The 15,054-nt window shown below is 73.3% G+C and carries 11 protein-coding genes; 3 read left to right on the top strand and 8 right to left on the bottom strand.

Features of this window, described 5'->3' with window-relative positions; translation table 11 throughout:
- Positions 1 to 204: 204 nt before the first annotated feature.
- Together cyoE and WMF31_RS23780 are read left to right on the top strand one after the other, a co-directional pair.
- The gene (gene cyoE, locus WMF31_RS23785; protein ID WP_436606589.1) at positions 205 to 1,203 is read left to right on the top strand and encodes a heme o synthase; all 999 of its coding nucleotides are present in this window, start codon (positions 205 to 207) and stop codon (positions 1,201 to 1,203) included.
- A 110-nt stretch (positions 1,204 to 1,313) separates the two neighbouring features.
- Positions 1,314 to 1,967, top strand: coding sequence for an SCO family protein (locus WMF31_RS23780; RefSeq protein WP_436604136.1), 654 nt, complete (start codon positions 1,314 to 1,316; stop codon positions 1,965 to 1,967).
- A 105-nt stretch (positions 1,968 to 2,072) separates the two neighbouring features.
- Here the strand turns inward: WMF31_RS23780 and WMF31_RS23775 are convergent, their stop codons facing one another.
- Positions 2,073 to 6,542 (bottom strand): sigma 54-interacting transcriptional regulator, encoded by a 4,470-nt coding sequence (locus tag WMF31_RS23775; RefSeq protein ID WP_436604135.1) that lies wholly within the window; start codon positions 6,540 to 6,542, stop codon positions 2,073 to 2,075.
- Positions 6,543 to 6,583: 41 nt separating this feature from the next.
- Positions 6,584 to 7,342, bottom strand: coding sequence for a DUF3105 domain-containing protein (locus WMF31_RS23770; RefSeq protein ID WP_436604134.1), 759 nt, complete (start codon positions 7,340 to 7,342; stop codon positions 6,584 to 6,586).
- Positions 7,343 to 7,419: 77 nt separating this feature from the next.
- Between WMF31_RS23770 and WMF31_RS23765 the strand changes: the two genes are divergently transcribed.
- On the top strand, positions 7,420 to 8,316 hold the full coding sequence (locus tag WMF31_RS23765) for a diguanylate cyclase (protein ID WP_436604133.1): 897 nt from the start codon (positions 7,420 to 7,422) through the stop codon (positions 8,314 to 8,316).
- A 27-nt stretch (positions 8,317 to 8,343) separates the two neighbouring features.
- On the opposite strand, the gene WMF31_RS23760 is transcribed toward WMF31_RS23765, so the two are convergent.
- From WMF31_RS23760 to WMF31_RS23735, 6 genes are all read right to left on the bottom strand, one after another.
- Positions 8,344 to 9,456 carry a hypothetical protein gene (locus WMF31_RS23760; RefSeq protein ID WP_436604132.1) on the bottom strand — a complete coding sequence of 371 codons (1,113 nt, stop codon included), beginning with the start codon at positions 9,454 to 9,456 and terminating at the stop codon, positions 8,344 to 8,346.
- Between the two features lie 77 nt (positions 9,457 to 9,533).
- Positions 9,534 to 9,788 (bottom strand): hypothetical protein, encoded by a 255-nt coding sequence (locus tag WMF31_RS23755; protein ID WP_129347329.1) that lies wholly within the window; start codon positions 9,786 to 9,788, stop codon positions 9,534 to 9,536.
- 108 nt (positions 9,789 to 9,896) lie between these two features.
- Complete coding sequence (locus WMF31_RS23750) at positions 9,897 to 11,378, bottom strand: cytochrome c3 family protein (RefSeq protein ID WP_436604131.1); 1,482 nt, start codon at positions 11,376 to 11,378, stop codon at positions 9,897 to 9,899.
- Between the two features lie 11 nt (positions 11,379 to 11,389).
- On the bottom strand, positions 11,390 to 12,991 hold the full coding sequence (locus WMF31_RS23745; protein WP_436604130.1) for a hypothetical protein: 1,602 nt from the start codon (positions 12,989 to 12,991) through the stop codon (positions 11,390 to 11,392).
- A gap of 318 nt (positions 12,992 to 13,309) precedes the next feature.
- Positions 13,310 to 14,071: a HEAT repeat domain-containing protein gene (locus WMF31_RS23740; protein WP_436604129.1), complete on the bottom strand. Its 762-nt coding sequence runs from the start codon at positions 14,069 to 14,071 to the stop codon at positions 13,310 to 13,312.
- A gap of 162 nt (positions 14,072 to 14,233) precedes the next feature.
- Positions 14,234 to 15,034: a hypothetical protein gene (locus tag WMF31_RS23735; protein WP_436604128.1), complete on the bottom strand. Its 801-nt coding sequence runs from the start codon at positions 15,032 to 15,034 to the stop codon at positions 14,234 to 14,236.
- Between the last annotated feature and the right edge of the window lie 20 nt (positions 15,035 to 15,054).

Raw genomic sequence — 15,054 nt, 5'->3', positions numbered from 1 at the left:
GCGGGCGACGACCGACGAACTCGACTCCCCGAGCCGCGTTGTGCGCGCTAGTGTCCCGGCCCAGATGCTGTTCATCCCCGCCTCTCGCGCTCCGGCAGTGATGTTGAAATCCGCCCTGACTGTCTCGCACACAGAGGCCCTCCAGGAGATCGGGCCGGCGCAGGGCGCGCGCGCCGGGCACGGCAGCAAGGTGAGCGCGTGACGATGAGCGCCGAGCAGGCCACGGAGCAGCCCCCGGTCCCCTACGTCCGTCAGGCCGAGCCGTCCGCGAGCGACGACGGCGCGCTCCCCACGAGCGCGCGTCCGCTCGTCAAGGTCGCGGCCGATCTGGTGAGCCTCACCAAGCCGCGCATCACGCGGATGGTGGTCGCCACGATGCTCGGCGGCATGTGGGTCGCGAGCCGTTATCTCCGCGACGGCCTCGCCGGAGAGGCCGCGATCGACCGCGCCGCGGTGCCTGCGACGCAGCTCGCGCTGGCGCTGCTCGGGACGGTCCTCGTCGTGTCGGGCGCGAACGCGCTCAACATGTACATCGAGCGGGACACCGATCGGCTGATGGAGCGGACGAAGAACCGCCCCCTGGCCGCGCGGAGGCTCGCGCCCGAGGTGGGGCTCTGGTTCGGGATCGCGCTCTCGGCCACCTCGATACCGCTGCTGTTCATCGCGGTGAACGCGACCACGGGCGCCCTCGCGGCGCTGGCGCTCCTCAGCTACGTGCTCGTGTACACCCCGCTCAAGCGCCGCACGACGCTCGCGTTGCCGATCGGCGCGATCCCCGGCGCCATCCCGCCGCTGCTCGGCTGGACGAGCGTCACCGGGCGGATCGACGCGCCTGGATTCATGCTCTTCGCGGTCATGTTCCTCTGGCAGATCCCGCATTTCCTGGCGATCTCGCTGTTCCGTCGCGGCGAGTACCAGCGCGCGGGGCTCAAGGTGCTGCCCGCCGAGAAGGGAGATCGCACAACGTGGCTCCACATCGTCGGCTATCTCGCGCTGCTGGTGCTGGCCTCGGTGCTCTTCGTCCCGCTGGGCGTCGCGGGCCCTGTCTATCTCGGCGCCGCGCTCGTCCTCGGGGGCGCGTTCTTCGCGCTCGGCGCCTGTGGCCTCCGCGCGGGTGTCGGCGATCGCTGGGCGCGCAAGGTCTTCTTCGCCTCCATGCTTTACCTGGTGCTCCTCTTCGCAGCGTTGATGGTCGGCGCCTGAGCGAGCCTCGTCGCCTTGACTCGCCGGGGACCGGCTCTTAGCGTCCGCGGATGGTGTCCATCGAGCCGACGCGCCAGGCAAACGGCGCTCCTCTGGCCGCGGAGACCGCCGTGGCGTCGCTTCCGTCCCGGCGCGGCGGCAGGCCCCGGTCGCGGATCGAGGCGCTCGCCAAGCGGCCGCTGTTCTGGATCGCGATCGTCGCCGTCGTGGCCCTCTTCTCGATCGGGCGCGCGGTTCTCAGCCGCCCTCCCGAGCCGGCGCTCCGCATCCCTCTGCCAGCCTTCGAGCTCACCGATCATCGGGGACAGCGGTTCGGGCTGGAGCAGCTCCGGGGCCGCGTGTGGATCGCAGATTTCATCTTCACGACCTGTCCCACGGTATGTCCCAAGCTCACGCAGCGCATGAAGGAGATCGAGCAGCGGGGGCGTGATCTCGGCGACGCGTTGCACCTCGTGACGATCACGGTGGACCCGGAGACCGACACGCCGGAGGTGCTCGCCTCGTACGCCGCGTCGCAAGGGCTGCCGCTCGATCGCTGGACGCTCCTGACCGGGCCGCTCGATCAGATCGAGTCGACGGTCATCAAGGGGTTCAAGATCGCGATGGGCAAGGAGGAGTCGAGCCCTGGCCTCTTCAGCATCTTCCACGGCGAGCGCCTGGTGCTGGTGGATCGCGAGGGGGTGATCCGCGGCTACTACGAGGCGAACGACGAGGGGATCTCCGCGATCCTGCGCGACGCCACCGTCCTCGCGGAGCGAGACTGAGCGCGCCCTGGGCGGCGCGCGGGCGCCCGCCCACGCGTCGCCCGCTCACGCGTCGCCCGCTCACGCGTCGCCCGCTCACGCGTCGCCCGCTCACGCGTCGCCCGCTCACGCGTCGATCGCGAGCCGCTTGATCATCTTCTGAAGCCCGAACCTCGACAGGCCGAGCAGCTTGGCCGCCTGCGTCTGGTTCCCGCGCGTGCGCTCGAGCGCGTCGCGCACGAGCTCCGTCTCCAGCGCGTCGATGCGCGCGCGGACGTTCAGGCCGGGCTCGCGCGGCGCGGCGCCGCCGCCCTGCGCGATCTCCGGCGACAGGTGGTCCCGCTCGATGGTCCCGTCGCAGAGCACGATCGCCCGCCGGATCTCGTTCTCGAGCTGGCGCACGTTGCCAGGCCACCCGTAGGTCATCAGGCGCTCCATCGCCCCCCGCGTGACCCGGATCGGGGCGCGACCGTGCTTTTCGATGAAGTGCTGGACGATGAGCGGCACGTCGGTCGCGCGCTCGCGCAGCGGCGGCACCCGGATGGTGATGATGTTCAGCCGGTACAGCAGATCCTCGCGGAAGGCGCGGGCGCGGACCAGGGCCTCCAGGTCCCGGTGGGTGGCGGCGATGATGCGCACGTCCACCCTGCGCGCCCGCTCCGAGCCGACGGGCCGCACCAGCCCGTCCTCGAGGACGCGGAGCAGCTTCGCCTGCATGGCGAGGCTCATCTCGCCGATCTCGTCGAGGAACAGCGTGCCCTGATCCGCCACCTCGAAGAGCCCCGCGCGGGGCCGCTCGGCGCCCGTGAACGCGCCGCGGACATGGCCGAACAGCGCCGACTCGAGGAGCCCCTCCGGGATGGCGCCGCAGTTCTCGCTCACGAACGGGCGCGCCGCGCGCGGGCCGTTCTGGTGGATCGCCCGCGCGACGAGCTCCTTGCCGCTGCCGGACTCGCCGCAGAGGAGCACCGGCACGTCGGCGGCGGTCACGCGATCGACGAGCCGCAGCATCGCGCGGACCGGCTCGCTCTCGCCGATGATGGCGTCGTAGCGGTAGCGCGTGTCGCGCCCGCCGCGCGCCCTGGCGAGCTCGGTCGCCGCCGCGTCGAGCTCCGCCTCCCGCCGCGCCAGCGCCTCGGCGAGCCGCGCCGAGGCGCGCTCCGCGCGGCGCGCGGCGCGGCGGAGCTTCACCTGCGCGTGCGCGTCCGAGATCGCCAGCGCCGCCACCGACGCGATGGCGCGCGCCCACCGGAGCTCCTGGGCGCCGAACGCGCCGCGGCGCACGCGGTCGTCGAGGTACACGACGCCGAGCGCCTCGCCGCGCGCGATGAGCGGCACCGCGAGCACGCTCCGGAGCTTCAGCGCGTGCACGCTGCGGTGCACGCTCGGCAGCTCCCCCGCCGCGTCGACGGCCACCACCGGCTCGCGCGCCAGGAGGGCGCGCCGCGCGAGCGTCTCCGAGAGCTCGCGCTGCTCCGCGCCGAGGTGGGAGCGCGCCAGGTTGCGCGCGGCCCGCGGGACGAGGCGCCCGTTCGGGGCGCGCAGGAGCAGCAGCCCCCGCTCGACCCCGGTCCAGAGCACGAGCGCGTCGACGACCCGGTCGAGCAGCGTCGAGAGCCGCTCGCGCTCGCCGAGCGCGGCGACGAGCAGCTCCAGATCGCGCGCCTGCTCGGGCCGGAGCCCGCTCTCCGGCAGCGCGCGCGCGCGGGCGACCCACGGCAGCGAGCGGACCGCGCCGGCCAGCTCCGGCGCGCGGGGTGACGCGGCCGAGGCCCCGGCCGAGCCCGCCTCCGGGTTGCGCAGGCAGAGCTCGCGCGCCGCCTCGGCGAGCGCCGCGAGCAGCCGGTGCGCGACGTCCGTCTGCCCCGTCCCGACCGCGAGCGCGTGCGCCGCCGCGAGCGCGGGGCCGCGCGCCGCGATCGGCGCGCGGGCGCCCGCGAGCGCGGCGAGCGCGGCGAGGACCCGCTCGGCGCGGCCGCGCTGCGGCGTCGGCCGCGGCGCGCCGGTCGGCGCGTCGAGCGCCGCGGCCTCGTCGTGCGCGTCGAGCGCCCGGGCCGCGCGGGCGCCCCACCAGTCGAGCCGCGCGGCCGCCGGGAGGTCCGGGCCGCTCGCGAGCTGGTCGAGCTCCTCGACGCGCGCGTCCGTGAGCTCGCCCGCGCCGTGGCGCAGGAGGCGCGCCGCCGCCCGGAGCTCGTCTTCGGCGGGGCCGCCGGCGAGGAGCGCGGCGGCCCGCGAGACCGCCTCGCGCGCGCCGGGGTGCGCGCCGGCGTGGACGCTCGAGGCGCCGTCTCCGCGCGCGGCCGCGACGTCCGCGATCGCCCAGAGCGCGTAGGCCTCCGCCCTCGTGTCGCCGGCCTCGCGGGCCCTCGCGATCGCGTCCTCGGCGATCCGGCAGGTCTCGTGCGCGAGGCCCGCGGTGGCGTACGCGGCGGCGCACGCGAGCAGCGCGCGCGCCCCCTGGGCCGGCCGGCCGAGGTGCTCCCAGAGCAGCGCGGCGCGCGTCGACGTCGCGATCGCGCCGTCGAGGTCGCCGAGATCCACCGCCGCGGCCGCCTCGCCCGTCCGGTAGGTCGCCTCCTCGACCACGGCCCCGGCGCGGACGGCGTAGTCCACCGCGGCGCTGAACGACGCGTGCGCGCGCGCCGGGTCGCTCGCGTGCCACGCGTAGCCGCGCACGGCCAGGATCCGCGCGAGCTCCTCGGCGGAGCTCGCGAGCGCCTCGCCTCGCGCCACCTCCGCGAGCGCCCGCGCGGCGTCGCCGCGCAGCACCGCGAGCAGCGCGCGCACCTCGCAGAGCGGCGCGGTCACCGCCTCGCCGGCGAACGCCTCGGCCGCGTCGAGCGCCCCCGCGTCGATCGCGACGCGCGCGAGCACCGCGCGCGCCCGCCCCTCCGGGTCCGCGCCGGCCTCGATGACGGCGCGCGCCCGCTCCTCGGCGAGCGCGCGATCGCCAGCGCGCCGCAGCACCTCGGCGGCGAGCGCCCCGGCCTCGCCCGCGCCCTGCGCGCACGGCCGCAGCATGAGGCTCCGCGCGCGCCCGAGATCGCCGTGCAGCCGGAGCGCGTTGGCCGCGGCGACGACCAGGCTGGCGGGCGCGTCATCGCGCCGCTCGATCGCCTCGATCGCGAGCGGATCCGGCGGCACCCGCGCGATCGCGATCGCGAGCTCCGCCGCCTCCGCCGCGCCGAGGCCGCCCGGGCTGGTCGCGCGGGGCTCGCGCCGCGCCGCCGCCGCGCTCCCTCGCCGCGCGCCGCTCCCCAGCACGGCCGCCTCCACGTCGGCGAACGTCCACACCCGCGGCGGGATCTGCCGCGCCAGGGCCACGAGCGCGTCCGCGATCGCGCGCTCCGGCGCCGCCGCGATGGCGGCCATCGGCCACGCCGCGGCGCTCGTCCCCACCAGGGCGGTCAGCCACCGCGCGACGCGATCCGGGCCGAGCCGCCCCAGCCACGGCGCGTCGCCGCGGGGCGCGCCCGCGCGCGCGGCGTCGCCGCCCTCGCGGGGCACCGCGCCGGCGATCGCGCGCGCCCGCTGGGCCATCGCGAGCGCGTCCGCGAGCCAGGTGGCCACGTCGTCGCGCACCCCGAGGGCCCCCTCGAGCTCGTGCCGTCGCAGGCGCAGGTACGCGGCCCGCACGCGGCGCGCGTCGCGGTCCTGCCGATCGCGCTCCGCGCCGGCCGCGTCGGGGTCGAGGACGGCGCGCCCCGCGGGGCTGTCCGCGAGCGCGGCCCGCGCTTGCCGCGCGCCGGCCAGCGCGGCCCGCGCCGACTCGGTCACCCACGCCGACGGCGGGCGCGCCGTGGGACAGGGCGACAGCAGGGCCCTGCAGAGGGTGGCGACCGGGTGCCCCGCCGCGCGCGCTGACGCCAGCGCGGCGCGCGCCGCCTCGATGGGATCCTCCGCCGCGGCCACGTCGGGGAAGGCGATCTCGGCGAGCAGCGCCCCGAGCGCGAGGAGATCCCTCGCCCGAGCGTCTCCGAGCTCCGCGTCCTTCCGCGCGATGTACCGGAGCGTCGCTCCCTGGACGGCGGTCTGATGGATCGAGCCGGCGAGGCCGAGATCGATCACGCCGATGCGCCCCTCCGGAGTGAGGATCAGGTTCTCCGGCTTGAGGTCGCCGTGCGACAGGCCGATGCCGTGCAGGTCGCCGAGCGCCTCGCCCGCGTCTCTCGCGACCGCGAGCGCGAACGCCGCGCGCTCGCCAGCGGGCAGCCCGCGCACGACCTCGGCGAGGGCTTGCCCCTCGACCCAGCGCATCGCCACGAACGCGCGCGCCTCCTCGCCGGGGGGGGCCTCGACGACGCGCGCGCGGCCGGCCCGCGCGGCGAGCCAGCCGACGTCGACGAGCTCTGGCAGGCGCGGCGAGAGCGCGAGCGCGGCGTGCAGCGCTTCGCGCGCGAGCGCCCGCCTCGCCGCGACGCGCTGCTCCTCGGTCGCGCCCGACGTCGGCCCGCGCCGCTCGATCTTCAGCGCCACGACGCCGCCACGCTCCTGATCGGCGGCCCTCCAGACCTCCGCCGACCCACCGGAGCCGGCGAGCTCCAAGAGCCGGAAGCGCTCTGCCAACCTGGGTGTCAGGTTCGACGGCTCGAGCATCCCTGGATGCTCCCGGGGCGGAGGGGCCTCTGTCAACTCAGTTACGGCCCGGCAGGGCCGCCGCCGGTCGCGCCGGTCGCGCCATCGCCGTCCGCCGCGCCGCCGCAGCTCGGCGCGCCGCCCGCCGGATCGTCGACGTCGACAGCGCCCAGCAGGCTGCACGTGTCCTCCGGGCCGGCGGCGTAGTGATCCGCCACGAAGCGCACGAGCGACGGCTCGTCGAGGCACGTCGCGGTGTACGTGGCGCCCCAGGCGGCGGCGGCGACGGGGGTGTCGAGCGCCTCGTCGCGCGTCACCACGAGGCGCGCCTCCGGTCCGCCGGGCGAGACGAGGCACCTCGGATCGGAGGCGGCCCCGGCCCGCACCGCTTCGAGCAGCGCCTTCACCTCCGCGCACCCGGACGGCGGGCACCGGTAGGCGAGGACGATCGCGCCGTGCTCCAGGCTGTGCACGTAGATCTCCCGCGGGACCGGCGTTTCATAGCTCTTGTATGCCGCCCACATGGCCCAGTGGTCGCCGCCGCTGGGAGGATTGGTCGCGTACTGGACGGGCGTGCACGGGGACACGTGCTGCGCCGAGCTCACGGTGAGCCCGGTCCGGATGACGACCTTGCATTCGGTCTGGCCCGGGAGCGGCGCGGCGTCCGGGAAGAGGGTGACGATCTCCGCCTCTCCGGGCGCGCCGGCGTGCTCACCGCCGTCGCCCGGCGGCGCGCTCTGACCACACCCGCTCAGCGGGGCGGCGAGCCCCGCCGCCGTCATGACAACGAGGTGCATCCGCCCGAAACCGCAGCGTTTCATGGCACGAGCCTACCATGCGCGGCGCGTGGCGCGCGTTGAACTGGAGAGCTGGCTCTGGTGTACTTGGCTCCTCCAGCGTGGCGAAGCACGACAACGATCCTCGGCAGACGCTCGTCACTTGCGCCTCCATCGCGCCGCCGGCGCTCCCGGTCGAGCCGGGCACCGCGTGTCTGGTCGTCATCTACGGCACGGAGCTCGGGCGCCGCATCCCGCTGGGGACCGGGGCGATCGAGTGCGGGCGCTCGATCCAGACGGACATCCCGCTCGACGACGAGGCCGTGAGCCGCCGCCACGCGCGCATCTCGTGGAACGGCGGGAGCTACGTGGTTCGCGACCTCGGCTCGACCAACGGCACGTACGTGAACGACGCCTGCGTGGACGAGCGCTCCCTCAGGGACGGGGACCAGGTCAAGATCGGGCGGACGATCTTCAAGTTCATCCAGGGGGGGAACGTCGAGCTCTCGTACCACGAAGAGATCTACCGCCTGATGACCTTCGACGGGCTGACCCAGGTCCACAACAAGCGCTCGTTCGAGGTCGCGCTCGAGCGGGAGGTGTCGCGCGCCTGCCGCTATCACCGCCACCTCTCGCTCATCCTGTTCGACATCGATCATTTCAAGAGCATCAACGACACCCGGGGGCACCTCGCGGGCGACGCCGTGCTCCGCCAGCTCGCCGCGCTCTCCGCCGCGAACGTGCGGCGCGACGACGTGCTCGCCCGCGTCGGCGGGGAGGAGTTCGCGCTGCTCCTCCCGGAGATCTCCATCGACAGCGCGCGCCTGGTGGCCGAGAAGCTGCGCGCCCTCGTCGAGCGCACGCCGTTCCGCTTCGAGGAGGACGAGATCGCCGCGACCGCGAGCTTCGGCGTCGCCGGCGTCACGCCGGACGCGCCGGTCTCGCCGATGGAGCTCTACCGCCGCGCGGACGAGCGGCTTTATCACGCGAAGCGTGGCGGCCGGAACCGGGTGGTCTGAGGGCGAGGGGGCGGCGCGCGGGCGCGCTCAGGGCGCGGGCGGTGCGGCGGAGCAGTCGCGCGGCTCCGCCCCGTCGAGGATCCACGCGGTCAGGATGTCCATCCCGTCCACGTGCGGCACCAGGGACGGGTCCGCCGGGTCGCTGGCAAAGAGCTTGAACGAGGCGCCCGTCGGCGGCATCGGCATCCCCATGACGAACCCGGCGCGCAGCCGATCGACCTCGTCGCGAAGCTGCTCGGCCTGGTCGGGGCTCAAGGTGGGATCGACCGCGTTCTGCCCGATGAGGATCTTGTAGAGGAGATAGCTGTTCCCCGGATCTCCCGGATCGATGAGCGGCATGGCCGTGCCGAAGCGATCCGGGCTCTCCTCGCCCACGTGGGCGCGCTCGCCCGTCTGGGTCTGGTGGGCCGCGTGCCCGATCGCGGTCGCCAGGAGGTTCTCGACCTCGTTGAACTGCGGCGCCCCGAGGTTCAGGTCCAGGCCCGCGGCGGCGTCCGTGCCGTTGTGGCACCCCGAGCAGCCCGTGAGGAAAATCGCCACGCCGCCGACGCTGCACTGGGCGCACACCGGATCGGTCGCGCACATGGCCGCGACACACTCGGGGTCCCGGTAGCAGTAGAAGTCGCCCGTCGGCTGGCGTTCCGGCATGGCCTGAGGCGGGTCGGCCGCCGCCACCGTGAACTCGATCCGCACGTTCTCGCGCAGGGGCGCGCCGTCGAAGGCGCGGATACCCGAAGGAGCGGACTCGTCCACGGGCCCGAGGACGGTGAGCGCGTAGCGGGTCCCCGGGGCGAGGCGCGGCGCCCCGTCGGTCTGGCGGAAGGTGACCTCCCGCCGGACGGGGTTGTACGTGGGCGCGAGCGGGACCGGGTTGACGCAGTCGGCGTACTTCCGGACCTGGGTCGCGAGATCCCCCGAGACGCACAGCGACTCGGGGCCGAGCTTCGGCCCCACCGCGCCGGGCAGCAGGAAGCGGTCGAATTTCAGCACGAAGCTGGCGGTCGACAGCACCTGGGTGGAGCCGCCCGGATCGAGCGCGGTGCGGACGGGACGGTAGTCGTCGTCGAGGCCGGTCGTCGCGCGCACCTCGATCAGCTGGACCGGAGGTGCGTCGACCGGCTGGATCGAAGGTTCTCCCACATCGCAGCCCGCCGTCGCGAGCGCCGCGTGCAGGCAGAAGGAGAGGGGAGCGAGGCGCGCCGCCTGGGCCGGGCCGCTCAGCTTTCGGCGTAGAGCGAGAGCTGCTCGCGGACCACCTTCTCGTTGACCCCGGTCTGAATGTGCTCCTTGAGACAGTCGGCCAGCGTGATCAGCATGTCGTCGACCCCTTTCTCCTCGATGAGCTTCGACAAAAGTTGCCGCGCCTCCCGTCCGTCGTCCTCGCGGAGGAAGCCCCGCACTGTCTCCAGCGTGATTTCCCCCTGGAAATCGAGATAGAGGTTGTCGATCAGGTACTTGATCAGCTCCTTCACGCCCGTTCTCCTTGGCGTTCGCGGCGTTCGTTAGGGAAGCCGCGCGCACTTCGCTATACCCGTCGCCGGAAGGCCAGGGCAAGGAATATACTGTCCGATTTTGACTTTTCATCGGCAACGCTTCAGGGACGAGTCGTTCGACTGATGGCACACCAGGCACGGGCGCGGGTTCCTGGAGAGCGCCGTCCTGCACTTGCTCTCGAAACCGAGCGGATGCGGGTTCAGCCCTTGCCCGCCTGACAGCCCCCGGGTCGCGTGGCAGGTCGCGCAGTCCCGCTCGGTGTGGCAGGACACGCACGCGTTCAGGTTTCGCTCGGCCTCCCAGGCGTGGTGCTTCGCGCCGCGCGGCGCGGACGTCCACTCGGCCGGCGGGGGGTGGAAGCGGCGGCCGGCGGGCCGAGCGGCGCTCGGGGCGTCGCGCGCCACGCCCGTCCGGCGGTGGCAGTCCGCGCAGAACGTCTGCTCCTGATGGCAGGTCACGCAGCGCGGATTGTCCTGCCGGGCCGCCTGCGGGTGCATCGAGAGGAAGTCGTTCGGGTGGACCGTGCGCGGACGGATCTTCCCGTCGTGGCAGTCTGTGCAGTAGCTCTCGGTGTGGCACGTCCCGCAGAAGGCGCTGTCGTTCGCGGCGATCTGCTTGTGCCGCTCGAGCCAGTCGGGCGTGTGCGCCGCGTTGTGCAGCCACCGGGGCGGCAGCAGGTCGCCCGTGGAGAACGCCGTCATGAGCCGGCCGTCGGGCTGGGTCAGGTGGCACACGTCGCAGTCGCTCTTCGCGTCGCCCTGCGCCGCGCCGCTCATGTTGTGGCACGTGAAGCAGCCGGCCATGCGGGGCAGCTGCTCCCGGGTGGCGAGCTCGAGCCGGTCGACCTTGCCGTGGCACTGGCTGCACTTGATGTTGCGGTCCGTGTGCTTCTTGTGCGGGAAGCGCAGGTTCGCGTGCGGCAGGATGAGCGGCGCGACCTTCCCGCCGCTGCCCGCGTCCTCGCCGATGTGGCAGTAGGCGCACTGGCCGTTCTCGTTCGTGCCCGCCTTCACCTGGGTGAGGTCCGAGTGATCGACGTCGTGGCAGTTGTCGCAGGTCTGCGCCGGCCTGGGCAGCAGCCGATCCGTTACCGCGCCGCTCGTGTACGCCCCCTCGTGGCACGACCGGCACGTCTGCCGGAGACCCTTCACGTGCTTCTTGTGGTTGAAGCGGATCGTGATCGTCTGCGGGGGGTAGATCTCGTCGCTCGGGATCGGCGTCGCGCTCGTCCCGGGCGGCATCCAGGCGAGCGGCACCTCGGCGTCGTCGGGCATCGGGTACAGGCCCGACGTGTACCCTCCGGGCGGCGGCTGCTGCGCCGCCTCCTCGCCCTCGGCCTCGGCGTCGTCCTCGCCGGCGTCGTCCTCGCCGGCGTCGTCTTGCTCCGCGTCCTCCGCGGCCGTCGCCTCGCCGCCGCGCTCCGCCGGCCGCTTCGGCTGGGCGGCCGCCTCCGGGCCCACGATCGCGAGCGCCAGCGCGCCGAGGCACGCGAGGATCGCGACCCATCCGGGGACGAACCTCGTCTGGTCCCGCCGGGCGCTGCGCCGGCCGTCCTGTCTTGCGTCCATGTGATGCTCGCTCACGGCGCCACCCGCAGGTTCACGAGGCCGACGACCCGGAAGCGCTGGCCTACCAGCCGGTTCATGTCGTGCTCCCACTCGAGCTTGAAATCGGCGACCTCGCCCGGCCGGTACCCGGCCCCGAGCACGTACCCGAACGAGGTCGCGCCGCGGTCCGGCCTGAGCGGATCCTCCCAGTTGTACAGCGACACCCGCGCGCCGAGCGCGTAGCGCTGCCCGCTCAGCCGCTTCTCCCCCGAGAGATCGGCCCCCGTCCGCCGGCCGCGCTCGCCCGTTTGCAACATGCCGCGGAGCTCGACCGCCGCGGTGCGCGTGCGATAGCGGCCCGCGAGGTTGGCGAGCACGTCGGTCGTGACGCTCACGGCGCGGTTCTCCTCGTCGCGCGAGAACGCCCGGAGATCCCTGTCGTCCGCCGGATCGAGGGAGACCTGCCCGACGCAGTCCGCCGGCTGGTTCGCGGCCTCGCACTGGCCGGCGCCGAACTCCTCCGGGTTCCCCTCGGCGCTCCACATCCGCACGCCGCCCCAGGCGGCGAGATCCAGCTCGCGGGTGATGTCGACCGCCGCCCGTCCGGTGATCGTCGTGATGGGATCGTGGGTGAACCAGTTCCAGATCGAGTCGGCGTCGAACGTCGGCACGAAGTAGTCGACGTCCGCGCCCAGCGTGACGCGGCTGCCGGCGTACACCTCCAGGCCGCCGTAGAACGAGCCGACGAGCTGGCTGTAGAGGTCGTAGGTGAATCCGCCCTTGATCCCGCCGAGATTCGGCAGGTTGACGTCCGCGGCGTACCCGAGCCGGTCCTGCGAGAGCCGCATCCCCTTGACCGTCCGGTAGCCTCCGCCGCGATGCGGGAACTGCTGGGTGATCGTCGTCCCCAGGTTGTAGACGCGCCGGTAGCTCAGCCGGCTGTGGAGGAAGCTCGGCCCGGCGCTCTCCAGCGCGGCGCCGAACGCCGGGGCCAGCTGGGCCTCGTGGTACGACGGGAAGTCGGTCGCGCTCCCCGGCCGGCTCGCGTCCTCGCCGTAGCCGCTGTGGCTGCCGCGCCAGACCCCCTGCCGCTCGAAGCGCGACGTCGAGAGCGGCAGGCCGCCGCGCTGCTCGAGCCCGCCGTAGGCCTCGATCTGCACGTAATACGGGGTGGTCACCCGGACGAGCGCGCCGTCGAACGACCACCATCCGAGCACGTCGCTCACGTACTGCCGGCCGACCCGGAAACCGAGCCACCCGCCGGCGAGGTTCCGGCCTTCGGCGTAGGCGTACATCAGGTCGAGCGGCGCCTCGTAGAGGCCCGGGATGTAACGCGAGCCGCCCGCGACCCCGTAATCGGTCTCGCCGCCTCGCTGCGCCCCCTCGAGGTGGCCGTTCACCCCGAAGTCCGCGTCGAGCCGGAGCCGCATGGTCACCGAGTAATCGGCCTCGCCCGGGGTGAAATCGCCCTGGATGTTGTAGACCGAGAACCCGAGCGTCTGCATGAGACGCCTCCGCTCGATGTTCGTGTCCCCCCAGGGGCTCGCGACCTCGTACGCCTGGGCGGCCGTGGTCGACTCGATCTCGAAGTCCGCCGCGCCGGCCTCGCGCGCGGCGAGCGCGCAGGGCAACATGCAGGCGGCGGTCAGCGCGGACGCCAGCGGCGAGCGCCGCCCCTTCCGGCGCCGCCTGTGCAACTCGCCCGACCCGCTGCTCCGCGTCTCGCCGGAGCAGGGGCATGTCCCATGGAGTCGTGACGGAAGCTCCGCCATCGACGAGCGGTGCTCACTCACGAACTCTGCGCTCGCTTTCGTCCTGTGCCGGACACCCGGCGCGATCTTGCGCTTTCAGCAGCCGCCCTGGGCTGAACAAGCATGGGGCGGAGTGTCGTTCACGCGCGCCGATGCTGTCAACCCGATCGCGGGAAGGGTGGGCTCGTCGTCGCGTGTCGGTCAGCCGTATCCAGCGCCCTTCCGGACCCTGCCGTCCGGAGCCACGCTGAAGCCGCTCGAGTCCTGGAGCGCTTGATTCGCGCTGTCGCGCAGCTCGGCTGGAACCGTCCAGCCCCGGTTCATCAGGCCTTCGGCGACCTTGTTCTTCACCCGGACCGACTCCTCGGCGGCGAGCATCTTCACCAGCGCCGGCACGCTCGCCTGGGTCTCCTGAGCGAAGAGGGTCTGCACGGCGTGGAACCGGACCGTCTCGTTGACGTCCTCGAGGAACGGCTCCACCGCGCTCCGCACGTCATCGCCCTTGAGATCGCCCAGCGCGACGATGATCTGCTGCTTCGGCTCGACGTTGCGCGCGTACTCCGTGTCGAAGCGCCCGAGCAGACGGATGAGCTCGCTGCGGTAGTCGGCCTCGTCGAGCAGCTCCCGCAGGATCTTGAGCGGCCAGGTGAGCGCCTCTGCCTTGACGCAGAATTCGACCACGGCGGCCACCGCGTCCTTGCCGGTGTCGACGATCCCCCGGAACGCCAGCTCCTTCTCTTCCTGATCCGTGATGGACGGGTCGATCGAGAAGGTGAAGCGCCGGAGGAGCGCCGCCGCCGCATCGGCGCTCTTCATCGCGGCGAGCGTCTGGATGGCCTCGTGGCGGTCGTACGTCTGAGCGCGCTTGTCCGCGACGACCCTGGCCGGCCCGGCCACCTTCTTGTCGGAGGGAGCGCCTCCGGGAGGGGGATTGCTCTTGCGGAGAAAATCGAAAATACCCAACGCTGACCTCTGGTGGCTGTCCCGCCGCCGTGGTCGGAGCTGCCCGGCGATCGCTGCCGATTGCCACCGCCGGAAGCCGAGCGAACAGCGCCCGACAGATGGGTTTGCCTGCCCGGGCCGTCCCGGGCGAGCCGGCGCGGTCAACCCGGCCGGCGCGGCCGCCTACTCCGTCGACTTGATGGTGGCGGGGAGTTGAACACTGACGTTCACGGTGACCATGCTGGTGAAGTGGAACTCGCGGTCCTTGTCGTCCACCTTGCGGTCCGGGAACGCCTCATCCGTACCGAGCCCGCGGTTGTCGAAGCCCGAAGTATTCCACGAGAACGGCAGGGCGCGCCACTCCACACCGAAGCCGATGAAGTCGCCCGGATAGAAATTCCAGCCGAGGCCGAACGTCGGCGCGAGGGCCATCCGGCTCTCGAGCCCGAAGGTCTCCGCGCAGTTGGTGGTGCACTGCTTGCGCTCCTGCACCCCGATGAACGCCGGGCCCGCGAAGAAGCTCACGTCGGTGTCCACGAAGAGCTCCGCGAACAGCGCCAGCTTGCCGCGGAAGGGCACGACCGTGACCTGCGGGGCCGCTACCCACTGGATCCTGCCGAGCTGGTCCTCCGTGAGGTCGCCCCGCGTCAGGTTGACCCGGGTCAGCTGGCACGCCTTCGTGAACGACCGCTCGGCGCAGTTTCGCTGATCGATGGCCACCCGCTGGAGCTCATCCGTGAGCCCGGTCGAGTACTGGAACCCGTAGCCGCCCCAGGCGCCGATGCCGAGCCAGTCCGTGAGGTGGTAGGTGAGCCGCAGGCCCGGCATGATCGTGCGCTGGTACTCGTCGAGCAGCGTGAACGATGCGCCGGGCGCGATCTCGAACCGCCCGTCACGGTGCAGCCTGAGGCGCCGCACGGCGGGCGCGCCGGCCAGCGGGCCCGTAAGCTGAATCTCCTGCGCCTCCGCAGGCGCGGCCGTCATCAGAAGTGCACAGCCGGTAA

The organism is Sorangium sp. So ce1036, assembly GCF_051369805.1.
GTDB lineage: Bacteria > Myxococcota_A > Polyangia > Polyangiales > Polyangiaceae > Sorangium > Sorangium cellulosum_F.
Note: the sequence above shows the minus strand (reverse complement) of the source record. Positions and strands in the feature narration are given on the sequence as shown.

Bases quoted from the DNA above. Each gene is read 5' to 3' on its own strand.
- cyoE (WP_436606589.1), top strand. From the start codon at position 205: ATGAGCGCCGAGCAGGCCACGGAGCAGCCCCCGGTCCCCTACGTCCGT.
- WMF31_RS23775 (WP_436604135.1), bottom strand. From the start codon at position 6,542: ATGCTCGAGCCGTCGAACCTGACACCCAGGTTGGCAGAGCGCTTCCGG.
- WMF31_RS23770 (WP_436604134.1), bottom strand. From the start codon at position 7,342: ATGAAACGCTGCGGTTTCGGGCGGATGCACCTCGTTGTCATGACGGCG.
- WMF31_RS23750 (WP_436604131.1), bottom strand. From the start codon at position 11,378: ATGGACGCAAGACAGGACGGCCGGCGCAGCGCCCGGCGGGACCAGACG.
- WMF31_RS23745 (WP_436604130.1), bottom strand. From the start codon at position 12,991: ATGTTGCCCTGCGCGCTCGCCGCGCGCGAGGCCGGCGCGGCGGACTTC.
- WMF31_RS23735 (WP_436604128.1), bottom strand. From the start codon at position 15,034: ATGACGGCCGCGCCTGCGGAGGCGCAGGAGATTCAGCTTACGGGCCCG.